Source organism: Arthrobacter sp. PAMC25564, assembly GCF_004798705.1.
Taxonomy (GTDB): domain Bacteria; phylum Actinomycetota; class Actinomycetes; order Actinomycetales; family Micrococcaceae; genus Arthrobacter.
Window position 1 is genome coordinate 3,993,456 of record NZ_CP039290.1, and the last position, 23,772, is coordinate 4,017,227.

The 23,772-nt window shown below is 66.0% G+C and carries 23 protein-coding genes; 9 read left to right on the forward strand and 14 right to left on the reverse strand.

All coding sequences use genetic code 11. The annotated features are described in order from the left end of the window. Window positions 1-115 precede the first annotated feature (115 nt). Both E5206_RS18370 and E5206_RS18375 read right to left on the reverse strand, forming a co-directional pair. Entirely contained in the window at window positions 116-1,186 is a 1,071-nt protein-coding gene (locus tag E5206_RS18370) for an alkene reductase (RefSeq protein WP_136323745.1), read from the reverse strand. 132 nt (window positions 1,187-1,318) lie between these two features. Next, entirely contained in the window at window positions 1,319-1,699 is a 381-nt protein-coding gene (locus tag E5206_RS18375) for a CocE/NonD family hydrolase C-terminal non-catalytic domain-containing protein (protein ID WP_240689835.1), read from the reverse strand. A gap of 238 nt (window positions 1,700-1,937) precedes the next feature. Between E5206_RS18375 and E5206_RS18380 the strand changes: the two genes are divergently transcribed. The 6 genes from E5206_RS18380 to E5206_RS18405 all read left to right on the forward strand — a co-directional run bounded on the left by E5206_RS18380 (window position 1,938) and on the right by E5206_RS18405 (window position 8,101). Further along, window positions 1,938-3,719 carry an MFS transporter gene (locus E5206_RS18380; protein ID WP_346763459.1) on the forward strand — a complete coding sequence of 594 codons (1,782 nt, stop codon included), beginning with the start codon at window positions 1,938-1,940 and terminating at the stop codon, window positions 3,717-3,719. Between the two features lie 53 nt (window positions 3,720-3,772). Continuing rightward, the gene (locus E5206_RS18385) at window positions 3,773-4,945 is read left to right on the forward strand and encodes a cytochrome P450 (protein WP_136323747.1); all 1,173 of its coding nucleotides are present in this window, start codon (window positions 3,773-3,775) and stop codon (window positions 4,943-4,945) included. Further along, the gene (locus tag E5206_RS18390; protein ID WP_136323748.1) at window positions 4,942-5,133 is read left to right on the forward strand and encodes a ferredoxin; all 192 of its coding nucleotides are present in this window, start codon (window positions 4,942-4,944) and stop codon (window positions 5,131-5,133) included. The genes E5206_RS18385 and E5206_RS18390 overlap by 4 nt, the downstream gene beginning before the upstream one ends. 2 nt (window positions 5,134-5,135) lie before the next feature. Then, window positions 5,136-6,314 carry an FAD-dependent oxidoreductase gene (locus E5206_RS18395; RefSeq protein ID WP_136324226.1) on the forward strand — a complete coding sequence of 393 codons (1,179 nt, stop codon included), beginning with the start codon at window positions 5,136-5,138 and terminating at the stop codon, window positions 6,312-6,314. 107 nt (window positions 6,315-6,421) lie between these two features. Next, the gene (locus E5206_RS18400) at window positions 6,422-7,036 is read left to right on the forward strand and encodes a TetR/AcrR family transcriptional regulator (RefSeq protein WP_136323749.1); all 615 of its coding nucleotides are present in this window, start codon (window positions 6,422-6,424) and stop codon (window positions 7,034-7,036) included. A gap of 75 nt (window positions 7,037-7,111) precedes the next feature. Next, the gene (locus E5206_RS18405) at window positions 7,112-8,101 is read left to right on the forward strand and encodes a LysR family transcriptional regulator (protein ID WP_136323750.1); all 990 of its coding nucleotides are present in this window, start codon (window positions 7,112-7,114) and stop codon (window positions 8,099-8,101) included. Between the two features lie 152 nt (window positions 8,102-8,253). On the opposite strand, the gene E5206_RS18410 is transcribed toward E5206_RS18405, so the two are convergent. From E5206_RS18410 to E5206_RS19710, 8 genes are all read right to left on the reverse strand, one after another. Continuing rightward, on the reverse strand, window positions 8,254-9,978 hold the full coding sequence (locus E5206_RS18410) for a CocE/NonD family hydrolase (RefSeq protein ID WP_136323751.1): 1,725 nt from the start codon (window positions 9,976-9,978) through the stop codon (window positions 8,254-8,256). Next, window positions 9,971-10,939, reverse strand: coding sequence for an MBL fold metallo-hydrolase (locus E5206_RS18415; protein ID WP_136323752.1), 969 nt, complete (start codon window positions 10,937-10,939; stop codon window positions 9,971-9,973). The genes E5206_RS18410 and E5206_RS18415 overlap by 8 nt, the downstream gene beginning before the upstream one ends. Further along, complete coding sequence (locus E5206_RS18420) at window positions 10,936-11,868, reverse strand: alpha/beta hydrolase (RefSeq protein ID WP_136323753.1); 933 nt, start codon at window positions 11,866-11,868, stop codon at window positions 10,936-10,938. The genes E5206_RS18415 and E5206_RS18420 overlap by 4 nt, the downstream gene beginning before the upstream one ends. A gap of 15 nt (window positions 11,869-11,883) precedes the next feature. Further along, on the reverse strand, window positions 11,884-12,993 hold the full coding sequence (locus E5206_RS18425; RefSeq protein ID WP_136323754.1) for an FAD-dependent monooxygenase: 1,110 nt from the start codon (window positions 12,991-12,993) through the stop codon (window positions 11,884-11,886). A gap of 80 nt (window positions 12,994-13,073) precedes the next feature. Continuing rightward, window positions 13,074-14,027, reverse strand: a complete 954-nt coding sequence (locus E5206_RS18430) for a phosphotriesterase (RefSeq protein WP_136323755.1) — start codon at window positions 14,025-14,027, stop codon at window positions 13,074-13,076. A gap of 50 nt (window positions 14,028-14,077) precedes the next feature. After that, entirely contained in the window at window positions 14,078-15,067 is a 990-nt protein-coding gene (locus tag E5206_RS18435) for a phosphotriesterase (RefSeq protein ID WP_136323756.1), read from the reverse strand. A 303-nt stretch (window positions 15,068-15,370) separates the two neighbouring features. Then, on the reverse strand, window positions 15,371-15,883 hold the full coding sequence (locus E5206_RS18440) for a UTRA domain-containing protein (protein ID WP_240689836.1): 513 nt from the start codon (window positions 15,881-15,883) through the stop codon (window positions 15,371-15,373). A gap of 233 nt (window positions 15,884-16,116) precedes the next feature. Continuing rightward, window positions 16,117-17,034 carry a hypothetical protein gene (locus tag E5206_RS19710; RefSeq protein WP_240689837.1) on the reverse strand — a complete coding sequence of 306 codons (918 nt, stop codon included), beginning with the start codon at window positions 17,032-17,034 and terminating at the stop codon, window positions 16,117-16,119. Window positions 17,035-17,955: 921 nt separating this feature from the next. On the opposite strand from E5206_RS19710, the gene E5206_RS18450 reads away from it, so the two are divergent. The 3 genes from E5206_RS18450 (at window position 17,956) to E5206_RS18460 (ending at window position 19,366) form a co-directional block, all read left to right on the forward strand. Further along, window positions 17,956-18,390: a pyridoxamine 5'-phosphate oxidase family protein gene (locus tag E5206_RS18450; RefSeq protein WP_136323758.1), complete on the forward strand. Its 435-nt coding sequence runs from the start codon at window positions 17,956-17,958 to the stop codon at window positions 18,388-18,390. A 30-nt stretch (window positions 18,391-18,420) separates the two neighbouring features. Then, complete coding sequence (locus E5206_RS18455) at window positions 18,421-18,912, forward strand: very short patch repair endonuclease (RefSeq protein ID WP_136323759.1); 492 nt, start codon at window positions 18,421-18,423, stop codon at window positions 18,910-18,912. A gap of 109 nt (window positions 18,913-19,021) precedes the next feature. Further along, on the forward strand, window positions 19,022-19,366 hold the full coding sequence (locus tag E5206_RS18460; RefSeq protein ID WP_136323760.1) for a hypothetical protein: 345 nt from the start codon (window positions 19,022-19,024) through the stop codon (window positions 19,364-19,366). A gap of 18 nt (window positions 19,367-19,384) precedes the next feature. Here the strand turns inward: E5206_RS18460 and E5206_RS18465 are convergent, their stop codons facing one another. The 4 genes from E5206_RS18465 to E5206_RS18480 form a co-directional block, all read right to left on the reverse strand. After that, on the reverse strand, window positions 19,385-20,641 hold the full coding sequence (locus E5206_RS18465; protein WP_240689839.1) for an McrC family protein: 1,257 nt from the start codon (window positions 20,639-20,641) through the stop codon (window positions 19,385-19,387). A 31-nt stretch (window positions 20,642-20,672) separates the two neighbouring features. Beyond that, on the reverse strand, window positions 20,673-22,904 hold the full coding sequence (locus E5206_RS18470) for an AAA family ATPase (RefSeq protein ID WP_136323761.1): 2,232 nt from the start codon (window positions 22,902-22,904) through the stop codon (window positions 20,673-20,675). A gap of 92 nt (window positions 22,905-22,996) precedes the next feature. Beyond that, on the reverse strand, window positions 22,997-23,251 hold the full coding sequence (locus tag E5206_RS18475; protein ID WP_136323762.1) for a hypothetical protein: 255 nt from the start codon (window positions 23,249-23,251) through the stop codon (window positions 22,997-22,999). 64 nt (window positions 23,252-23,315) lie between these two features. Further along, window positions 23,316-23,762 (reverse strand): thioesterase family protein, encoded by a 447-nt coding sequence (locus E5206_RS18480; RefSeq protein ID WP_136324229.1) that lies wholly within the window; start codon window positions 23,760-23,762, stop codon window positions 23,316-23,318. Window positions 23,763-23,772: the final 10 nt, after the last annotated feature.

Below are 23,772 nucleotides of genomic sequence, written 5' to 3' on the forward strand. Positions count from 1 at the left end.
TCCCCGGCCGCGGGACATGCTCATTCTTAGACACGAACAGTGGGCAGAATGGTGTTCTGCCCACTGTTCGTGGCTGCGGCTGGACATGTCCAGCGGTGAGGACGGCTCGGCTGGCCTAGTTCTGGTAGGCTGGGTAGTCGGTGTAGCCCTCGGCTCCATCGCTGTAGAACGTGGACTGATCCGGCTCGTTGACCGGCAGCCCTTCACGCCAGCGGCGGACCAGGTCCGGGTTGGCGGTCGCGGGGCGTCCGACGACGACGGCGTCAGCGTAACCGTCCGCAACAATTGCGATGGCTTCCTCACGCGTGGTGATGACGCCGAAGCCAGTGTTCAGCAGGAAGGTCCCGTTGAAGCGGGCGCGCAGGTCCTGCACCAACTCACTGGTGGGCTCCTTGTGCAGGACACTCAGGTAGGCGAGCTTCAGCGGCGCCAAGGCATCCACGAGGACGCCGTAGGTTTCCCGGACGTCGGCCACGTCGAGCTCCAGGGCTCCCTGCACGTTGTGTTCCGGGGAGATCCGGATACCGACACGGTCGGCACCAACCGCATCCACCACGGCCCTAGTCACTTCAATGACGAAGCGCGCACGGTTCGCAGGCGATCCGCCGTAGGCGTCGTCGCGCTGGTTGGCGGACGGAGCCAGGAATTCGTGCAGCAGGTAACCGTTGGCTGAGTGCAGTTCGACGCCGTCGAACCCTGCGTCAATGGCGTTGCGGGAGGCGGTGACGAACTCCTGGACGATGCCCGGCAGTTCCTCGGTGGTCAAGGCATGCGGAACGGGGAAAGGCTTCTTTCCCTCGTACGTGCGGGTTTCCCCGTCGATCGCAATAGCGCTGGGAGCGACCACTTCGTGACCGCCAGTGGTGGCCTCATGGGTGACCCGGCCCGCGTGCATCACCTGGGCGAAGATCCGGCCGCCCTCGGCATGCACGGCGGCGGTGACGTCGGCCCAGCCCTTGAGCTGTTCCTCGGTCACCAGGCCGGGCTGGCCCGGGATCCCCCGGCCGGCGTGGCTGGGATACACGCCTTCGCTGACGATCAGTCCGAGCGAAGCACGCTGGCGGTAGTACTCGGCAACGAGCGGGCCGGGAACGCCTTCCTTCCCGGAGCGGATGCGGGTCAACGGCGCCATCACCAGCCGGTTGGGCAGTTCCAGCTCGCCGAGGGTCATCGGGGAAAACAGCATGCGCAGTTCCTTTCACAAGGGATTGGGTTCTCTGGCAACAACTGCGCGGCGCCTGCAACTATTCCATCTGAGACTCGGATCACTTGGGGGGCGGTCCGGTCGCCGGCTGGTGCCCGACGACATCGGGACGCCTTAACGCCGCCTTGCGGGTGGTGAATGGCAGGACAAGGCGGGACTGGTGGGCGGGTAGAGGCGCGGCACGTACTCCTGGATCGTCCCGGGCTCCGCCGGCACCGCACGGGTGTGCGGGTGGTGCGGGCTGCCTTCGGTGCTCCGGGCGTCGAGCTCACGGTGCGAGGCCTTGAGGTAGCCGCTGGTGATGAGCTGGCGCGTGCCGTTGGGGGCGTAGTCCCACAGCCGCAGGATGAAATTGGTATCCGGCTGGTCGATCTCCGCGAAAATATGCGCGGCACCGGTGCCGATCATCTCCGTGTCCTTCTCAAAGACCGGGGTGGACCAGGAAATGATCTCCACCTTGTCCGTCTTGCCCGGCCGGGGCATGTAACGCGTCACCGGAATCGACAGGTGTGGTGGGACTCACTTGGCTTCTCCCTTGAAGATCGGGTGCTAAATGCGATGGCGCCGCGGAGCTTGACCCTGCCGTGGCAGTGTAGCCAGCATCACATTTTTCTTTACATCATGTCAAGAAGATATCCGAGGCGTACAGGAAGTTGCCACCGGAACGTTCATGAAACCGTCGGTCCGTAAATGCTCTTGACATTGTGTAAAGTTTACCGCCACACTGTGGGGAGTGCCACATCCTTCCTCCGCCTATCACCGGAGAACCGACGGAAACAAAGGAGTTTCATCGATGAGTCAGACCCTTAAGGTGTCGAGCCGCGGCTCGGTACGAGCCACGTTCGTGGCCGCCTACAGCGCGGTCACACTCGCGCAGATCACCAATGCCCTCCCGGGCGCCCTCACCGGCACCTTCGCCGCGGAATTCCACACCTCGGGCGCGGGCCTGACCTGGATCGCGGGCATGTTCCTGATGGGCATCGTGGTGTTCGAGCTCAGCTGGGGCCTCCTGGGTGACCTGTTGGGCCGCAAGAAGCTGCTGTACGCCGGAGCGGTGTTGAGCGTCGTCGGCTCCGTCCTGGTTGCGGTGGCGCCGACAACCGAGATGATGATCTTCGCGCAGGCGGTCGGCGGCATCGCGGCGGGCATCCTGTTCCCCATCTCGCTATCGATGATCGCGGCCATCACCCCGGACCACCGGCAGCGCGCCCGGGTCATTGCCACCTGGGCCGGATTCCTCTCGCTCGGCGCGGTCATCTCGCCCGTCCTCGCCGGACTCACGGCGCAGTTGTTCACGGTGCCGGGCGCGGCGCCCGGCGCGCCGAACGTGTTCAGCGGCTGGCGGGTGGCCTACCTCATTGCGGCCGCCATCGCCGTCGTCGTGCTGCTTGTCGCGCTCCGGGCGAAGGACTCCGCGGCCGCCGAGGGGCGCAAACTCGACCTGCCCGGCCAGTTCACCCTCGCGCTCGGCCTCATCGCCGTGCTCTTCGCGACCGTCCAGGCCGTCGATGCGGGCTTCGGCTCGTGGGAGGTCCTTGCCGGCTACGTCGTTGGCGGCATCCTCCTGGTGGCCTTCATCGTCATCGAGATGCGCACCAAGCAGCCGCTGATCCACCTCTCGCTGTTCAAGAACAGCGCCTACTCGATCACCGGCATCGTCGCGGTCACCGGCATGTTCGCCTTCCTCGCCATCTGCTTCAGCACCAGCGTCTCCGTCGGCGGTTTGGCCCTGGCCGAGACCTGGAAGGTCGGTGTGCTGTTCGTCTTCATCCAGGGACCCGCGTTCGCCTTCATCCCGGTGGTGGGCTGGCTCATCCACCACGTCGCGCCGCGCTGGGTGCTGACCTCGGGCTTCGCCTTGATGGCGGTCTCCGGCTTCTGGCTCTCGACGTTTTCCCTGGGCGCGCCGGAGGCCTTCGGCGGTACCCCGTGGACGGCCTTCATCCTGCCGCTGCTGCTGCTGGGCATCGGATTCGCGCTCACCGTTGGCTCCGTCACCGCGGTGGCGATCAATACCGTCCAGCCGCAGCACATCGGCATGGCCTCCGCCACGACGAACCTCCTGCGGGACCTCGGCTTCGCCCTCGGCCCTGTCATCGGCTCGGCCATCGCGTTCGGCATCGGCGCCTCGATCTTCGCTGGCCCGCTCGGCGGGATCCTCGGCGGGGCAGGGCTGCCCGCGGAAGCGGTCGCCGGTCTCTCCCACGTGCCGCCGCTGGGATTCCTCTCCGGCTGGGATGGCGTGATCGCGCAGTTCAGCGGCCAGGCAGCGGCCGGCGGAGCACCCGCCCCGGCCGTCAACGGCATGGTCCAGTCCCTCAACGCCGCGCAGCACCAGATCCAGGGCGCGGCCGGGGCCTCCCTCGGCCAGGGTTTCCAAACCGTCTACCTGGTCGCCGGCATCGCAGCGACCATCTCCGCCATCCTTACCCTTTTCATCTCCGCGCGTTCCTCGGCCCCCTCGGCTGACGCCATCGCGGAGACGACTGAGGCGAACGCCGAGGCGGCCGTCTGACACTGACGGCCTTCACGCACCGACCACCACCTACCATCCGCAAGGAGAACACCGTGACTGCACCCCTCGAATCAGACATCGACATCTGGGATGACGACATCCTCGTCGACCCCTACCCCACCTATGCCTCACTCCGCGAGCAGGCCGCAGTGGTCCACCTCCCCAAGAACGATCTGTACGTCCTGACGCGCTACGACGTCATCCGCGACGCACTCGGGGATCCGGAGACCTTCTCGTCCACCAGCATCGGCTTCAACCCCATGGTGAACGAGGCGCTGCAGGGCACCTCGCTGGCCTCGGACCCGCCCGTGCACACCCAGCTCCGCGCCACACTGTCGGAGAACCTCACCCCCCGCGCGCTCCGCGGCCTGAAAGTCGTCATCGACGAAAAGGCGGACAAGCTCGTCGCCGAGCTCGCGGCCAGCGGCAGTTTCGAGGCCATCGACTCCCTGGCCCGTGCCTTCCCGATCGAAATCGTCGCCGACCTCATCGGCTTCAGCGGACACGTCAAGGACAACATGCTGCGCTGGGGGCAGGCCGCAATGCAGGTCATCGGCCCGCTGAACCAGCGCACCCAGGAGAGCTTCCCGATCGCCGGCGAGCTCTACGGCTGGTGCTCCTCCGTCACCGCCGGGGACCTCACTCCGGGCTCGATCGGCCGCGGAATCTTCGACGCCGAAACGCGTGGCGACATCCCCGAAGGCGCCGCAGGGCACATCATCCACCAGTACCTCGGGGCGGGTGTTGACACGACGATCGCCTCGATCGGGAACATCGTGGCGCTGTTCGGCCGCTACCCGGAGCAGTTCGAACTGGTCCGGAAGAACCCGGAACTCGTCCCAGCAGCCTTCGCCGAGGTGCTGCGCTACTGGGCGCCCGTCCACATCTGGGGCCGCACGGCGACCCGCGACGTGGAAATCGACGGAGTCACCATTCCTGCAGGCGCCCAGGTCGGCATCCTCTTTGGCGCCGGCAACCGGGACCCGCGGCACTACGAGGATCCCGACGCCTTTGATGTGACACGCAACCCGGTGGACCACCTCTCCTTCGGCTACGGACCGCATGGCTGCGCCGGCCAGGGCCTTGCGAAACTTGAAGCGCACGCGATCATCGAGGCACTTGCCCGCAGGGTAAAAACGCTGACGATCTCCGACGAGGTCCGCGAACCCAGCAACATCACGCGGAGTTTCGAGTTGCTCCAGGTCGAAAAGGTCGTGGCCGTATGAAGATCGAACTGGACCGGCCGCGCTGCGAAGGACACGGACTCTGTGAGGAAGCCGCACCTGCGCTGATGCACCTGGATGACGACGGCGAACTGGTCATCGATGTGTCCGAGGTGGAGGGGGCCGAGCTTGATGCCGCGAAGGCTGCGGTCAGGGTCTGCCCGGTCGCCGCGCTCCGGTTGGCGGCGTGACGATGCGCCGGATTGTCGTCGTCGGCAACGGCATCGCCGGGCTCACGGCATGCGATTCGCTGCGCTCGGCCGGGTTCGACGGCGAGCTGACGGTGGTCGGCGCCGAGCGCCACCACCCCTACAGCCGCCCCGCCCTGTCCAAGGCGCTGCTGCACGGCGACGACAGCCTGCAAGCCCACGAGCTGCCCGAGCCGACCCACGAAGCGACCGAACTGCTCGGTGTCAGCGCCACGGGCCTGGACGTCGACGCCCGGATCGTGCGGCTCGACGGGGGCGGTGAACTGCCGTATGACGGCCTGGTCATCGCCTCCGGTTCCCGGGCGAAGCGCCTCGCCACGGGGCCGCAGCACGATGGCCCGGTCCGGGAGCTCACCCTGCGCACGATCGAGGACGCGATCGCGCTTAAACAACGCGTCGCATCGCGTCCCTCGGTCATTGTGATTGGCGGCGGACCGCTCGGCATGGAGGTCGCGTCAGGCTGCCTGCACGTCGGCTGCGACGTCACGCTTGTCTCCGACGTCCAGCCCCTCTCGCGACAGCTGGGCGACCATCTGGCGGACATCTTCACCTCAGCCGCCATCCGGCGCGGACTGCAGGTGGTTGGCGGCGGGAAGGCCCGCCTGGTCGATCACGGTGCCGGGACCCGTGTGGTCCTCGCCGACGGCACCGAGCTGGAGGCGGATCTTGTGGTCACAGCCATCGGCGACGAGCCCAACATCGGCTGGCTGGCCGACTCGAAGCTCCTGGTCGACGGGTCACTGCGCGTCGACACCCGCGGCCGGCTGCGGCCGGAGATTGTTGCCGCCGGCGACGTGGCGTTCTTCCCGACGCTCCGCGGGGTACAACGGATTCCGTTGTGGACGAGCGCCATCGACCAGGCCAAGGTCGCTGCCGTCGGCCTGCTCAAGGGCGACGCGGCGCCCGAGTTCAATTTCCAGCCGTATTTCTGGACGGAGGGCTTCGGTCTGTCGCTCAAGTCGGTCGGCTTCGCACCGGTGGTCGGTGCGCCCGACTACAGCGAGCCGGGCGGGGAGACCGGGTCGATGCTGCTGCGCTGGGAGAACAAGGACGGCTCCGGGACCGCCGCGGCGATCAACTACCGGATCCCTGTTCCGAAACTGCGTCGACTGGCCAACTCCGGTCCGGGAGCGCTCCGCCCGGTGGCGCCCGTGAACGTCTGACGCGCGGTCCCGCGCGCCTTTCCTTACAGCGTGTGAGGCGGCTTGCCGTCGCGCATCCTTAGCTCTTCCGCCGGACGAATTCCGCACACCACCGTTAGGATTGATCCATGTCATCGCTGCGAGAAGCCCAGAAGCAGCTGACCCGCGACACGATCGTCGAACGGGCACTCGAGCTCTTCACTGAGAAGGGTTACGCTGCGACGACCATCGACGATATCGCCGCGGCGGTCGGCACCACCCGGGTGACCTTCTACGCGCACTACCCCTCGCGCAGCGATCTGATGAGGGACTTCATGGCGCGCGTCAACGCCGTTCTCGACCGTGCGGACGGCCCGAACCGGGCGTCGACCGCCGCCGAACTCGTCGACGTGGTGCGGGAGGGCGAGCTGGAGGGCATCCTTGCGTGGCTCGAGTCGCGCGCTGCGCTCTGGCCGGCCTTCCGCCCGTACCTCGATGTGCTCGACGAGGCCGCCGCCGTCGATCGCGAGGTGCGGGCTTTGGTGGAGGGATGGCATGAAGAGGTCATCGCCGACATCGTCCGCGGCATGCAACTGGCCGGCCGCTTCCCTGAAGAGACGCACCACATCCGAGGAACGCTCGCCTTCACGCAGCTCGACTACGTCGCGACGCTGTGGACTCGCCGTAAGTTCGAGCCAAACCGCGACCACGCGCTCGAGGTGCTCGCCGACAGCTGGTACCACCTGCTCTGCGACGAGGGTTGAGCAATGCGCAGACCCTCGGGCAGTACACCGTCGGCCAGACGCTGAGTCCACTCCAGGTAGCCTTCCCGGCGAGTCATGGCTAGCAACCTGGGACGAGCCGGAATGGACGGCGAGCTGGCCCGGCTGGCATCGGTGGACCTCAACCTGCTGGTGCCGCTCCTGGCGCTGCTGGAAGAACGGTCGGTGACGAACGCGGCGAGCAAAATCGGGCTGTCGCAGCCGGCCATGAGCCATGCGCTGACGCGCATGCGGCGCATGCTCAGTGACGAACTCCTCGTGCGGCAGGGGCGCTCTATGGTGCTGACGCCGCGGGCTGCGGAACTCCTGCCCGCACTGCGGCAGACGCTCAGGCAGACGGCCCGGCTCGTTAATGCCGCGCCCTTTGACCCCGCAACCGACGACCGCCTGATCACTGTGGCGATGACGAACAGCACCGCGTTCGTCATCGGAAGCACGATCACCCGGCTGCTCGCGGAGCGCGCGCCGAACACCGTCCTGCGGTTGCGCACCACGTCCTCCGCGACCATCGCGGCGTTCGCGGAGGACGCGGCGGACGTCATCCTGCTCCCCGAGACGTTCGCCACGCCGTACCCACGTGAGCGCCTGTACGATGACCGCTGGGTCGTCGTCACTTCGTGGGACTCACCGCGGGAGGCCGATGCGCTGGAGCTGCTGGAGACCGTCCCCCATGTGGTTTTGGACGCGTCCCCGGAACGCCTGCGGCCCTATGAGATCCTCGACGAGCGCAAGGTGCCGTACACGGTCCGACAGCGTGTGTCCGATTACCTGTTCATTCCCCACCTGATCGCCCAGGCCGGCGGGGTGGCGGTCCATCGGTATCAGGTCGGACTGGCATTTGAAGGCCGCTTCGACCTGCGCATGGAGGAGTTCCCCTTCCCCATCCAGACCCTGGGCATCGACATGGTTTGGAACCCGTGGCTCGCGGAGGACCCGTTCAAGGACTGGCTGCGCGGAATCCTTCTGGAGGCCGCCGTCCCCTTGCAGGCCAGATATGGACCGCCGGTGCCTGATGACCGTGGAGACGCCGGTTTCAGCGAAGATTGATTCTTATGCGAGTAGGTGGGCCGGGAGACCCCGGCCCACCTACTCGGTTCCGCCAATAAGTGTCTGCACGCCTTTTGCCCACAGCCGCCCTGCCCGACGCTCTGCGACGGGCAGCTCCAGGGTTACTGCGGCGAGGGCGAAGAAGCCCTCGGCTACGTCGCCTTGCGGGTGGTGAATGGCAGGACGAGGCGGGAGGGGTGGGTGGCGTCGCGGTAGATCTTGTGGGTGACGGGCCGGCCCACGGGCAGGTGGAATGCATCCGGGGGCAGCAGCGCGTTGTGCTCGTCCGCCAGCGGCTCGTTGTTTGACAGTTCCACTGTCAGCTTGTGGCCGGGCAGGAACGTGTTCGCGAACGGGAAGAGGCGCAGCACGTACTCCTCGATCTTCCCCGGTTCCACCGGTTCGATGCGAGTGTGCGGGTGCCGGGGGTTGCCCTCCGTGGTCCGCTCATCCAGCTCCCGGTGCGAGGCCTTGAGGTATCCGCTAGTGATGAGCTGGCGTTTTCCGTTGGGGGCGTAATCCCATAGCCGCATGATGAAGTTGGTGTCAGGCTGGTCGATTTCGGCGAAGATGTGTGCTGCACCGGTGCCGATCATCTCCGTAGCCTCTTCGAACACAGGCGTGGACCAGCTGATGATTTCCACCTTGTCGGTCACCGTCAGCGGTGCTTGGTAGAAGCCGTCCGGGGCGGCGTAATCCGTGTCCATCAGCTCGGGCTCGGTGGACAGTGCGCGGCGCGGGCGCAGGTACAGGGACTTGTACTCCACGTCCTTCGGCGGCCACTGGTCGGCGGTGACAACCTCACGGGAGCCCTCCACGAACACGCTCACGGCCGGCTCGTCCATGACGCCGTTATCGATACCCTTGATCCAGTAGTCGTACCACCGGAACATCTTGTCGTGTTCTTCGATGAAGGGCCGCGACTGCATGGGCGGGTAGGGCCCGATATCCAGCTTCTTGGGGCCCTTGAGCTCGTTGTAGAGGTCGATGGTGCCATCCAGCGTCCAGCCGCGGCCCTGGTCCAGCTGCAGCCACACCGGGATGTCGATGTTCGGGGCCAGCGTGATCGGGTTGCGCTCCTCGTACCAGTCCCCGTCGAGCTCGTTCATCACGATGTCGAACCAGGCCTCATGGTTCTTCGGGTAGTGCAGCACGTGGACCAGGTTCGGCCATGCTGCGACGTCCGGATCCTGGAGTCGTTTGGCGACGAGTTCCTTGAGTTCCCCGGGGGAGTATTTCTCGACCATGCGGGATTTGACCCGGTCCGTGAACGCCCAGCCGGAGTCGCCGCCGCGGCCCTCCCGGGCCGCACGCGGCATGAACCACATCACGCCTCCGTGGTACGTGGTTTCGTAGAAGTCGTAGTGGCCGCCGGAGACAAAGATCGCCTTCAGGTGCGGCGGGCGCTCGGCCGCGGCCAGCACCTGCATGGAACCGAAGTAGGAGATGCCCACCATGCCCACATTGCCGTCGCACCAGGGCTGCTCGGCAACCCACTCGATGAAGTCGTACGCATCCTGTCCGAGGGAAACACCGCCGGCGTTGTAGTTGCCGATGTGTTCGCCTTCGGAGGCGCCGGAGCCGCGCAGGTCACCGATGACGTGGACGTAGTCCTCCTTGACGATCCGGGCGATGTCCCCGGCTTCGATGCAGCCATCCCACATGGGGCTGGGGCGCCGCTGCGGTGGTGTGGTCAAGGCCAGGGCCTGCAGTTCCTTGCCATAGGGGCTCAGGGCCACCAGCGCAGGGCGTGGCTTGTCCTCGGCGCCCTGGTAGGCGTCCGCGGCGAGTTCGATGCCGTCGCGCATGGGGACCCGCAGATCCTTACGGATCGCAATCGACTCCCCACCGGCATTCCAGATCTTAAAGTCATCCATGGGTGCGTAGCTCCTCATCCTTGGTCAGGTGGTTATAGGTCGTGCGGTAGCCGTGGAGTGTGGTGAAGAACGGGGAGGGCTCCAGTGTGGGGTCGCCGGTGTAGCCGAGCTCCTCGGCTACCGGGGCGAACGGGGAGTACACCGAGTCTGTTTCCTGCAGGCCCGCGCGCAGGCAGCGGCGGGCGGCGTCGTCGATCCTGGCCTCGAGGTCCAGGCTTGCCTGCAGGGCGTTCCGGGCCGCCTCGCGGTCCAGTTCGACCCCGTACGGCACACCGTCGGCGTTCCGGTACGGGTGGCCCAGGTACAGGTGCTGCGGGCGGACCTCGTCGCGCAGGTACTGCAGGCTCGCACGGTAGGCGGCCGGGTCCTCGTAGCCGGGGAAACCGTTGGCGGCACCGTGGATCTGCGCGGCGTCACCGACGAAGACCGAGGCCTGCCCGTCCACGACATAGGCCACGGATCCGGCCGTGTGGCCCGGGAGGTGGTGCACGGACACCGAGACGTCCCCGCCCAGGGAGAGGGTCTCGCCGCCCTTCACCAGCAGGGTCGGCTCCATCTCACCGGAGATGACCTGGTTCGCCGTCCTCGTCTGCTCCTGGACGGCGTCCGGGTTGTTCAGGTACTGCTGGCGCACGTCCACGTACTGCTCAACGTGCGCACGCCGGGACCGCAGCAGGGGCGCGTCGGCTTCATGGATCACGACCCGGGCGCGCCGGCCGGTGAGCTCCCACAGGGCATGCGCCCCGCCGAGATGGTCGATGTGGCCATGGGTCAGCAGGATCCACCGCACATCCTCGATCCGCCGGCCCAGCTTCTCCAGCGCGGGGACCATGCCCTCGGCGGGCGAGGACGCGATCCCCGTGTCCACAATGGCCGGCTCGGGAGCGTCAATGAAGAAGCTGTAAAGACCGAACCGGCCCCACGGCGACACCAGCGGATGGACCTTCACTTCTTGCGTCATCGCCCGGCGCTCCCGTTCAGGAAGGCGGCCGTCTCGCCGAAGGCCCGGTAGTACTCCGGGATCCAGGAGAAGTGCTGGACGAATCCGTGACCGGCGCCGGGGTACCGGCTGACCGTCGCGTCCACGCCGGCCTCCGCCAGGCGCCGGCCGTAGAGTTCACCCTCGTCCCGCAGCGGGTCGTACTCGGCCGTGATGACCAGCGCCGGCGGCAGGCCCGTCAGGTCCCCGCGCTTGATGGGCGAGACGAGGGGATCCGCCGGATCCGCGCCGCTCTCGAGGTAGAAGGAGTTGAACGGCAACAGCCCCGCCGTCTCCAGCCCGTACCCCTGGGCGTTCTCCCGCAGCGAGGCGTAGCGGTCGACGTCGAAGTCCAGGTCCAGGGACGGGTAGAACAGGACCTGGTGGGTGATGCCATCAAACCCGTCGTCGTGGGCCATCGCGGCGACGCCGGCCACGAAGTTGCCGCCCGAACTGTCGCCCGCGATCGCGAGGTTCTTCCCGTCCCAGTTGAGGGACCCGCCGTTCTCCGCGGCCCAGCGGACCACCCCGTAGCAGTCCTGCAGGCCGGCCGGGAAAGCGGCCTCGGGGGCCAGCCGGTAGCCGACCGAGATGACCTTGTGGCCGGTCTCCTTGGCCAGGGCCCGTGCGACGTGGTCGTGGGTGTCCAGGCTGCCCAGGAAGAACGCGCCGCCGTGGAAGTACACCAGCAGGCCGTACGCGTCCGCCTCGGCCGGGGTGTAGATCCGCACCGGCACCCCGCCCGCGGGCGTCGCCGCGGTCAGGTCCTCGACCGCGTGCAGCGGCAGCCGGTCCTCAAGCGGGGCTACCTGCGCGGCCTCACCGGCGCGCATGGCTGCCGGATCCAGCGGCGAACCGTCGGGTGCCGGCAGGGTGCTGAGGATCTCGGCGATTTGCGGGTGAATAGGCATTGTGTGACCTCCGCCTTACTGGTTGGCCGGGAAGGCTGAGTCGACCGCGTCGGCGTGCCAGCCCTGGCGCGATACACGCTGCAGCTCATCCGTCAGGGGCTTGCGGGTGGCCTCGTAGATGGACAGCGCGTCCTTCACGGAGTCGCCCTGCAGGAGCGCGTCGGCGAAGCCGCCGGCATCCAGGATCGCCGAGTTCGCGCCCTGGCCCTGGTGGTGGAGCATCGCGTGGGCGGCATCACCGAGCAGCGCGACGGAGTCGGTGTGCCACGAGTCGAGGGGATCGATGTCGAACACCGAACGGCTCGTCACCTGGCTCAGGTCGAGCTCCCGGGCGACCTGGACGATCCGCTCGTCGAAGCCTTCCAGGATCTTCTCCAGATACTCATGAGAGATCTCCGGCGCCCACGAGGCGTCATCGGACGGGGCCGTGATGTCGTAGGAGAGTTGCCCGCGGTGACGCAGCGGCAGGTTGTAGGCGATCGTGCCGTTCTCGCCCATGTAGAAGCGCGGGTTGTCGTCGGTGACGAGGCCGTGAGCGTCGTCGATCGAAATGACCGCGCGGTAGGCGTGCTCGCCGGAGAACACCGGCTCCTTCTGCGAGAACAGCTGATGGCGTACCGTGGAGCGGATGCCATCGGCGCCGATGACGAGGTCGGCGGTGATGATCTCGCCATTCTCGAAGGTCAGCGTCGCGTGGTCGCCGTTGTCCTCGATGGTCTCCAGCTTGTAGCCGAGGTGCACCATGCCCTCGGGAAGCACGCTCAGCAGAGCGTCGATGAAGTCCCCGCGATGGATCATGCGGTTGTGGTTGACCTGCTCGTAGGCGTGCAGGAAGGGCCACTCCTCGTTGGCGAGGATGTGCTCACCGTCCGCGCTGAGGATCTCGAGGTGGTCGCTGGGCGAGCTCACCGCGGCAATCGCGTCGAAGATCCCCCACTGGCGGAACAGTTCGACCGTCGGGGGGCGCAGGCCGATACCGGCCCCAACCTGGCCCAATGCGGGCGCCTGCTCATAGACGTGGACGTTCTCCGCACCGATGCTCTGCAAAGCCTTGGCCACGGCGGCGCCGCCGTAGCCGCCGCCGATGATGGCGATCTTGAGGTTCTTGATTTCTGAAGCCTTCATTGGTTTCATCTCTTTCTTGACTCATTCTTGGCCCGGGCCAAGTCTGGTGGAACGGGTAAGTTGTGGTGGTCTGTGCGGGGTCAGGCGCTCAGCGAGAGGAAGTCGGCCGGGTTGTCCTCGAGCAGGAGTTTGATGGTGGCGTCGTCGATGCCGGCCGCGCGCATGTCCGGGATCATGTCCTCGAAGATGTAGTTGATGGTGTGGCCCTTCACGCCCGGCCAGCCCAGCGGGCTGCAGTTCGCGTCGGCCGAGACGAGGAGCTTGTCCGTATAGCCCTTGTTCACGAGGCTCACGAAGTGCTCCATCCGTTCGGCGCGCTTGCGGCCCCAAAACGGCGGATCCGGCAGTTCCAGGTCGTAGCCGAAGGTGTCGAAACCGATCCGGCCGCCCTGGGCGTAGATCCAGTCGTGCGGGGTGATCGGAGCGTTCAGCCCGTCGTCGGCATGGCCGAAAAGCACACGGTCCAGCGGCAGGCCCTCTTCGTTGAAGATGGTCACCGCCGGTTCCGGATCGATGGCCAGATGGGTCAGGATCGGCGCGCCGGTCACGACGGCGGCGCGGGCCGCGGCCCGGTAGATGCGCTTGTCCAGATCCGTCATCCGCCCGCCGCGGCTCACCCCGACCTTGATCACACCGGCCTTGGCCCCGGTGTTCCCGATCCCCACGGTGATGTCGTGGATGAACACCTTCGTCAGGTAGTCCACGGTCGCGCGGGAGAAATGCGGCAAGGCGGTGTCGCCGCCGACGAAACCGGTGCACGCCACAATATGGACCCCGGTCTTGGCAGACAGGGACTTGTAGTAGTCCACGTCGCGGCCGTTGCAGATGCCCGTGGCATCCACGAAGGTCCCGCCGCCGTATTCACGGAATTTCCGCAGCTTCGGCACGGTCTCCTCGTAGGCCTGCTCCGGGGACTTCCACCACCGGGTGTCCAGTTCGGATCCGGGCATGCCATAGCCGATGTGTTCGTGGACCGCCACGATTTCCAGTTCTTCGGCCGGGATGGTTCCCAGCACGGTGTTAACCTTGGTCATTCGTTCACCTCAGGGGTTCGAAAGCTTGTCATGTAGGGGCCGGTGCGTGCTTAGCGCACGGTCAGCAGGTCGCGCGGGTTCTCCACCAGGATGCGGTGGGCATCCTCCTCGGACAGGCCCCGGGTTTTCAGGAACGGCACGAAGACGGAGACGACGTGGCTGAACGGCAGCTCGTACTCCGGCTGCCCCTTGGCCACGCCGATCGCATTGCTCGAGAGGATGACCTTGTCCGCATGGCCGGCCCGCACGAGCCCGAGGACCAGGTCGGCGCGCTCGTGGTCGGTGAGGTAGCCCGCGTCCTCGTTCAGGCCCACATGATCGATCCCGACGAACGCCCCACGCCCGGCCACCGCCAGGGCGGCCCCGGCACTGGCGGCGTCCCTGCGGTCCAGGCCGCCAACGAGCACCCGGCCGGCCCCGATCTGCTCGTCCAGGACGATATCCAGATCGTGCAGGGCATCGGCGCCGAAACGGATGGACACCGGAACGCCCGTGTCCAGCGCGGTCCTGGCCGCGCCGCGGAACAGGCTCTCCTCCGTCGCGGTCATGCCCGCCCGGTCCGCCGTCGTGGTCACCAGACCGGCCGCACCCCGGCGCTCGACGCGCGGAACCACCATGCCCTCGGTGACCTCCTTCGAAAACAGGTCCGCGAACTTCTCAGCCGGCCACGGCGTCGGCGGGTTCGTCTGCGGCGTCAGGAAATAACCGCCCAGCATCTCCTCCGGACCCATACCCGTCGAAGCGACAATATGCACCCCGGTCGAGCGCGAAAGCGCCTCGAACAGCTTCAGGTCACGGCCATGGAACATCCCCGTGCTGTCCACAATCGTTTTACCGCCATGCTCACGGAAGTCCGCCAGCTTCCCGGCCAGGACCTCAAAAATCTCCGCCCGGTCCATGCTCACATCCGGCGCATACTGCGCCCCCGGAACCACCGAAAGCAGCGCCTCATGCACCGCCACCACACCCAACTCAGCAGCAGGAACAGGACCAAGGACCGTATTGACGGTTTTGCTGGTGACACTTGTTGTATCCGTCATTGGCACAACCTTTCGTCAGCGTCACGCCATCGTTGGCGTCACGCGCTTTGAAGGATCATGCACCGCGCGACCTCTGGATTGATTCCTCGCCGAACTCGGTGCAGGCTGTGGTAAACAAGGAGGACAGTGCCCCGGGGAGCCTGACGTCCACCTGTAAGCCGTAGTGCACTGCCTGCGTGTGACCTTGATTACCTGTCTACTAGATTTACATGGTGTAAAGCCAAAGTCAAGAGGGAATCGTCCCGAGCGGGCGAAAATCACGTGTGCAGGGTGCGGAAACGGGGCTCTGGTCCATAGAGGCGATCACTGGCTTGTGCTGAACCGGTACTTGAACTTTTCGGCCTCGTGCACCGCGGAGCGCCACCCCGCGGGCCGGTCACCCGTCGTGTAGAAGATTGTCTCGATGACGAGCAGCGGGCTTCCCTGGCTCACGCCGAAGATCGCCGCTTGGTCGGCGGTTGCCGCGGTCGCCCAGGCATCGTGCTCGGCTCGTACGTGTGCGATGCCGAACTGTCGCTCCAGGAGCCGGAAGGCGGAGCCTTCATCGTCCAGTTCCGCGGCCGTGGGGCTGAAGTCCTCAGGCGCCCGGATGTAGACGTCGGCTTCGACGAGGGGCTCCTCCTCAACCGAGATCAGGCGCGTGAAATGCAGGAGCCGTTCGTGCGATTCGAGCCCCGGGAGGTCCCGGATCCGGGCGGGCGGCTCTACCCGCTCGACGCCGGTGACCTTCCCTGTCGGATGCAGTCCGGTGTCGGAGAGGTACTGGTACAAGGCCCCCGACCGCACGTCGGCCGGCCGCTGAACCCGGGTGCCCACGACCGGGAACGTTCCTTTGCCTTGCTTTCTGTAGACGTAGCCCTCGCTGGCAAGCTCTTGGAGCGCCTGCCGGATGGGCGCCCGGACGAGGGATCGAGCTCGCCATATGCCATGAATCTTCTGTCCCTACACGTCGTCGGTCACCGGCTTGTACTCTAGCCGTTCCTCAAGGGAACGACGCCGGTGCGCGCCAGGTACAGGTGCAGACCGGCGACCGGCGACCGGCGGGATCGTTACGGCGCTTTCGGGGCCGCTCCGGGACAACCCTGGCCTTGGGGGTTTTGGAGGCAGTTGTCCGCGTAGTTCCGGGTGATCGAGCGCCACACGCTGACCTGCTGTGGCGGCGAGCTGAATTGGCCTTGTCCCGGGATGGGCAGGGGTGGGCCGCCATTGACGGAATAGCTGCCTTGGAAATGGGTCGTCAGCACCACGGAGAAATCTCCGGTCTGGGTGTAGATGTGGCTCGTGAGGGTTCTTTCGCCCCAACGGTCCTCGGGCAGCGGGCCACCGGCTGCAGTCTGCGGTCCCAGCGAGGTGCCGTCGCCATAAGTCCACATGTACTGCACCGGTTTGGCAATGACGTGTATTTGTTGCCCCAGGAGAGTGGTGGCGAACTGCTGTTCGGTCGCAGCTGCGAAGAAGTTGGTCTCGGCTCCGCGGAGAGTGTGCGGGCTAGGTTGGGCCGTGACCGTTCCAGCGGCGACCGGGAGCTTCTGAAACTCTGTTTGGATCATGGCGGCGATCCGGGGCAGCAAGTCTTCTGGCTTGGGATCGAAGAGGCACGTGGGCCCGGAATGGAACGACCACATCGGGTTCGGCACGCCCGCCGGTGCTTTCAGCCAGACAACAGGGATTCCATCCTGCCCATCCGGCCCGTTCCCCTTGCAGTCCACGCGTCGGGCAAGGCAAGGAGTGTCGAAGTCACCGCCGCCGAGATGACACTGGAGCTCCCACTTGTATTGGTAGGGATCGGCGGACGGGGTGCCAGCTTCAAGGGGCACGAAATGCCCGGTGTCCGGATCCAGCCTCCAACCGCCCACGTTGATTCCTTGGTTTCCGAAACCAGCATCTACCCCGCCTTCATCTGAAAATGCGGCCGGTGGAAGGAAAGTGGAACTTCCCAGTGCAAAAGCAACCACGAGGAATACCAATACCCGATTTATGCGACGCCAATGTGCTGGGGTCATCGGATCGGATGGAGCCCGGTAAGCTGCCAGCGCCCGTCCGTGAACGCGGCGAGCATGACATTTCCTGTATCGGACGGCGGCGTCGGGGCCCGGAACTCGGCACCGCCCGGGCCAAAGTAGGAGATTCTTGCTTGCTGAACCTGCACGATTACTTGATATTGGCCGTCTGTCTGGGGCGCATAATTTGTGCTAATTGATGGAGTCTCAATATGCCCGCCCGCCAACCATCTTTCCGCCTCATAGCTCGTGGCCAGAGATCGAGTTATGTTTGAACAGAATTCGCAGGCCAGGGTCGTTACCGAGTTCAACCCGGAAAACTGTCCGGTCTCATAGGCGAAGTTCAACTGGGCAAACCAGTACCGCGCGAACGCCTCCAGGCCTTCCTTCGTCTCTGCCTTCGCGGCCTCCGGCAGAACCGGGACCGGAACGTTCTGGGCCTTGCCCGAGGCGTCTGCGGGTTTGTAACTGGCCGACGGTGACGGTGTGGCGCTTGGCGTGGGTGCCGCAGACGCGCTCAGTGACTCAGTCGCCGGCGGGCCGCCCGGCGAAGACCCTCCACCGTTGCAGGCTGTGATCAACAGCAGAGACGCAGCAACAACCACAGCGGAGACGGCCTGGCGACGGCCGGAGACGGAAGGTCGAGATGTCATGGTCAGCTACTCCCCCGATAGAAATCAAGACGCCTGAGTGCAAACAATGCTTAAGGGTAACCGACGCCACATTTTGGACCTCAGCGTTATCCACAGGCACCGGATGCAGTGCGAAACAAGGCACAGGCCACGGAGGGGGCGGACACTTTAGCCTGGCGCATCGCCCCGCCCCATGCCCCGCATTTTCCGCCGTTAGCCTCTGGTTTTTTTCTACACGAGATAGAACAATGAGCCCATGATGTTTGAACACGCAGACGGCAATCCCATCCTCAACCTGGACGACGACCAGTCCTGGAAACTGATTGAGGCCACCAAACACGGCAGGCTGGTAGTCACCGTGGCTGGCGAGCCGGACATCTTTCCGGTGAATTACGCGGTGAGCGGCCGGAAGCTGATCATCCGCACCGCCCCGGGCAACAAGCTGGCCGAACTGACCATCAACTCCAAGGTGCTCTTCGAAACGGACGGCATCCTGTCCGCGGACGCCTGGTCAGTCGTCCTTCGCGGCACCGCGCGTGTACTGGAGCAGTCCGCGGACATCGCCGCGGCCGAGGCGCTGGGACTGAAGCCCTGGGTCCCCACCTTGAAAGACTTTTACGTCGAGATCGAGCCGACATCGGTTTCCGGCCGCCACTTCCAGTTCGGCGAGCAGCCCGAACGGGAGATCTAGCGCCGGACACCGCCCGCCTAGACTTAATGCATGGCGGACAGGCTGACACCGGAGCGGCGCAGCTGGAACATGTCCCGCATCCGGGGAAAGAACACTCAGCCTGAGCTGCTCGTCCGCAGGCTCCTCCATGCCAAGGGGTACCGCTACCGGCTGCACGGCACCGCCCGCGGCGGTCGCCTGCCCGGCAGCCCCGACCTGGTGTTCGCCAGCCGCCACAAAGTCATCTTCGTCAACGGCTGCTTCTGGCACTTCCACGACTGCCGCGTGGGTCAGCATGCGCCGAAGACCAACGCGGAGTTCTGGGAAACCAAACGCACGCGCACCCGCAACCGCGACGCCGAGCAGCGCCGGCAGCTCGAGAGTGCAGGCTGGCAGGTCCTCACCGTTTGGGAATGCGAGCTCAAGGATCCCTCCGCGCTGGAGCAGCAGCTCGATGCCTTCCTGCTGGGCGCCGAGGCGCCGTCTTCCCGAGCCCGCCGGCCCGCCGGCGTCGCACCCGAAGACACAACAAAATTATCGTAGCGGCTAAGCGAGACACGGCGGTCTGCCTAGGATAATGTTCATCTTCGGGGACTTGGACCCTATTCGGCCAGTACCTAAGGGCCTTACTACACCCCCGGGAGATCGCTAGATGATGCAACACTCGCTGATGTCGAACGAGCCGAGTTCCTCAGCGCCACTATCAAAACCGTCGTCCGATTCTGACGCCCAGGTGCTGGAATTCCGTCGGCCCCGCGGCCTGGAACGCACACCCTCCCTGAGCCTGGATCAGTTGGGGGCGGACGAGCAGGATCTCGGCCCCCTGCGCGGGCAAGTGACCGAGATCATCGATGCGATACTCGCTGAGACCGGGCCGGAAGAGGCGGAGGTCCGCGATAATCTTCGCCGGCAAGTCGCCAACCACCCGGGCCAGCCGGAAAAAGCGCTCTTGAAGCATTTGCTGAACTTGTCCGCCCAGCAGGAAGAAACCGCGTAACTCGCACCACCGACGCCGTCAGCGGCTTATTGTGGCCTGACGCACCACTTCGCCCCACGACTGTTGCGCGAGGTCAGCCACCGACGCCAGGATTTCCGACGGCGGCAAGGACAGATCCAGCGGGAATTCTACGATGTCGATGTCTGTATTGAGGATCCGCCGCAGCTTGATTTCGCCTGCGCCCGGGTAGATCAGCCACGCCGTGGGCACCCTCAGTGAGGTGCAGTAGGCCAGCATCCGGTAATGGTCCCCCGAGAGGGACGCGCCGAGGTCGGCAGCCGCCTGGTACTTGGCCTCGTAAACCATCACCGGCCGGCCGCCCAGGAAATGGACCGCGCCGGGCTGCACCACGATCCGGTCGGAGTCGCGGACGGCCTCGTTGAGCAGCGCGTTGTAGCGAAGGCGCATCTCCCCCGGAAACGCCGCCATGGCCTGCCGCAACGCCGTCCCGACGAAGTCCTCGAAAACTTTGGACATGTCCACCACAAACGACGCCGACTGCTGCTTCCCGTCGCCGGCCTCCGCCGAGGCGTTGCGCAGGATCACCTCGGCTAGCCGGAGCGCCGCGTGGTACCGAGTGTTCATCCGGCTGGCACGCCATACCGGGAGCGGCGCTCCTGACTGAAGGCGGGTCACGGCGTCGAGCTTTCCCTTCAGCTGCCGTAAACGGCTGAGCACTTCCGGACGCACACCCGGGACCTGGGACATCCGCTCAAGCGCGGCGCGCAGGATCCGGTTTTCCGCGATGTCCTCGGTGAACTCGTCGTAGGAGACCTCCAGGGGGACCAGCATCCCGGGCCGGCGCGAGATCTGGTCCGAAATCCGGATCCGGCCCTTGACCGTCCGGAGCGATTCCTCCACATTGAGGTAGCCCTGCAGCACGCCGCGGCTCAGCGCACGGTCCGCCAGTTGTGCGAGGGACTCGGCCAGGGCACTCCACAGCTCGGTTTCCTCGACCGCGGCCACGGAATCATCCCGGAAGCCCTGCTCCCCCGCGTAGCCGAGCAGGAACAGGAGCCTGCCCAGGCCAAGGCGTTCCTTGGGCCGCACCTCAAGCTGCACCGCCGGGGTGCGCACCGAGCCCACCTTTCCCACGGGCTCGATCCGGTACAGACCCAGGCCCATCGGCGAGGCCTTGGCCAGGCCGCTGCCGTTGACGTAGGCGGCGCTGGCAGGGTCGAGCCGCTCCACAACCCCACCCGAGAGCTCATCCAGCACGATCCGGCGCACCGCCGCGGCGGGACCGCGGGACGTTGCCGGCCCGTGGGACGTCACCGGTCCCGCGGACGTCCCGGGCCGCTGCAGGCTAGACGCGCGCAAGGCGGGCGAGCAGTTGGTCCAGTCCGAACCGCTCCTCCAGCTGGGCCCGGTTGAGCTGGCCGTGATAGTGCTCCTCGAGCAGCGGCATCAGCTCGTACTTCCAGATCCGGCGCAGGCCCTTCGGAGTCTGGGCGGACTTCTTCATGAAGTAGGACGGCCCGATCATGAGGTCCCGGTCCCACTCGTCGATCGCGTCGTTCAGTGCGTCCAGCAGCAGGGCCGGCGTCGTATCCAGGTTCCGCGCCTGCAGGAACCGCAGCAGCGAGCCCTTCACCGGCTCGGTCTTCGGGTGCAGCTCGATGAAGGAGAAGCGGCGGCGGATGGCCGCATCCATCATCGCGATGGAACGGTCCGCGGTGTTCATGGTCCCGATGATGTACAGGTTGTCCGGCAGCGTGAACGGCTCGTTGGGGCTGTACTGGAGATAGATCCGGTCGTCGCGGTATTCGAGCAGGAAGTACAGCTCACCGAAAACCTTCGCCAGGTTCGCCCGGTTCATCTCATCGATGATCAGGAAGTACGGCTTGCTCTCGTTGCCGGGTTTGGCGGCCTCTTCGGCGATCCGGCGCAGCGGACCGGCCACGAGCTTGAAGGAAACCTGACCCTCTTCGGTCTTGTCCGGACGGAAGCCCTCGAAGAAATCCTCATAGGCGTACGAGGGGTGGAACTGCACGAGCTTGACCCGCTCGTCCGTGGTGTCCCCTGCCAGCTGGGCCGCAAGGTGCTTGGCCAGGTAGGTCTTGCCGGTTCCGGGCGGCCCGTAGAGCACCAGCTGCCGGTTCTCCTCCAGGAGTTCGGCGATTTCCTGCAACGGCTCCAGGTCCATGTGCAGGGACGCGGCAAATTCGGGCGTCAGGGGGCGGAACCCTTCACAAGCGGGTTCGACGGCGGCGGCCGGCTGCTCGCCCTCCTCGGCTTCGGCTTCCGCTTCGACCGGCAGGAGTGCCTCGAGCGAGGCGATGACGCGGGTGATGTCCACGATGATCCCGGCGGTGGCCAGCTGGCGCTGCACGTGCCGGGGCAGCTCGGTCATGTCATGGGTCTCGTCGAACCAGCGGACCTTGCGGCGCAGCCGGCGGTTGTCATCGTGGTGCTCAGGTTCGCCGAGGACCACGCCGACCCGGACGGCGCCCGAGCTCTGGGAGAGGGCCAGGTCGCCCGGCTTCATGACGGTCAGGAAGGCGAAGACGGCGGTCTTGGTATCTTCGCGCTCCACATAGCCGAGGTGTTTGTAGTCCTCGTCCACGGCATGCTGGACCAGTCCGGCCGTGACGCCCGGATCCAGCAGGCGGAGGTGCTCGACATCGAGCGTCACCGTTTCCTCGGCCTGCCAGGCCGCGAGGAGCTCGGCGTTGTCATGGTAGGTGCGCAGCAGCCATGCTCGGCGGCCCGGATCGCCGACCTTCCGCCATTGGCTGACCAGCTGGCGGGAGTACCAGTCGATCCGCTGGCCGGCCTGCTCGTCGAGGTGGAGCCGGATGCGGTGGATGTCCGCCGAGATTTCCTCGTCGCTGTCACCCTTCGCCCCGCCGACCAGGGAGGCGAAGGCATCGCGGATCTCCTGGCGTTCGACGTCGGCCACAACGGGTTCGAAGTAGCTGGGCCAGACCAGGAATTCGATGCTGCGGCGGATGGCCGGCTGGTCGTCGGGGGTGCCGGCGACCAGCTGGTGGAAGGCCAGCGGGTCCTTGACGGCAGCGGCGACGACGCCGGCGGGACGCTGGGCGACGTGCTTCACGAAGCGGCAAAGCCACTTCAGGTGATCCCAGATGGTCCAGTTGAACTCAGCCGTGCGGTCCCGGATCACGCCGTGGTCCGTCATGCCCGCGTAGAGCTCGTCCGGGAGCTCCAACGGGGGTTCCAGCCAGCTCGCGGCCTCGGCCACCCGTGCGCGCTTGACCTTGAGCGACTTCACCTCATGGGCCAGCGGCAGGGACTGCAGGAAGAGCAGTTCCACGGCCAGCTGTTTGGCTCCGCGCGACGCCCCCTCGAGGTTCTGCCGGAGGTTCGTCATCATGGGGGCCTTGGAGTCCGGAACACCGCGTTCGAGGCGGTCCAATAACTCCGCGGCGGCCGGCACCGACCACGTTTTGGTGCGCCCGTCCAGGGCCGACGGCCTGCCGTGCAGTCCCGGGCCCAAGACAAACCAGGCAGCGTCTTCGATCTCTTTGGAGATGCCGAGGGCACGGTGCATGGCAGGCTTTTTGGATGGGGTCATGCTCCCAATTTACAGGCTTAAGCTGAACGCCCGCATTAAGCCCAGGCTGCGGCTACTGCTCAGTAGCTACCGGCAGGCACGGTTGCCGGTAGCTACTTGGCTGCGGGAGCCCCCTTGACACCGAAGGTGAAATAGCTGCCCGGTCCGATGAAGTTGATCAGCGTGATCCCCCGCCACATGGCTTTGCTGCCGCGGATCTGCTCTGCCGGGCGGCGGGATATGTCCCGCTGCGCCGCGACCAGGAGGCTCAACTGGACGACGGCGGCGGCAATGGTTCCGAACCGCGCCAGCGGCGAGAGTTCCTTCCACGACTTCTTCTTCCGTGCGTTCTTGCTTCTGTTCGTCATCGTCACAGCTCCTTGCTTCCGGGGTTGTTCATTGTAGGGGTGATTTGTGCACCTGAGGAAGAGGCTATGGGACCGGGGGGACTACGGCCGCGTGGACAGCAGTGAACGGCGCGAGCCGCTCCTTCTGCTCCGGCGTGAGGCGCAGCACCCGCCCGGTGGCCTCTTCGACGAACGCGAGATGGCTCGTGGCCCGGACGCAGTCCTCGCCGGTCACGGGATCCTGCACGAGGTAGTGGATGTCGAAGCTGGCGCCCTTGACGGCGCCGATCCAAAGCTGGACCACCGCCGGCACGTTGCGGTATTCGAGCGTCCGGACGTAGCGGATCTTATGCTCCACCACGAGGGCGAGGGTTCCCTCCGGGATGTCGCTGAAGAGCGGCACCGGCGGCTCCATTCCGGGCAGTCCGGGCCCGCGCGGGGGCCCGAAGCCCGCGATCCGGGCCTCCTCCAGAATCCGGACCACTTGGACGTTGTTGATGTGGCCGTAGGCGTCCATGTCGCCCCAGCGCATCGGCACCCGA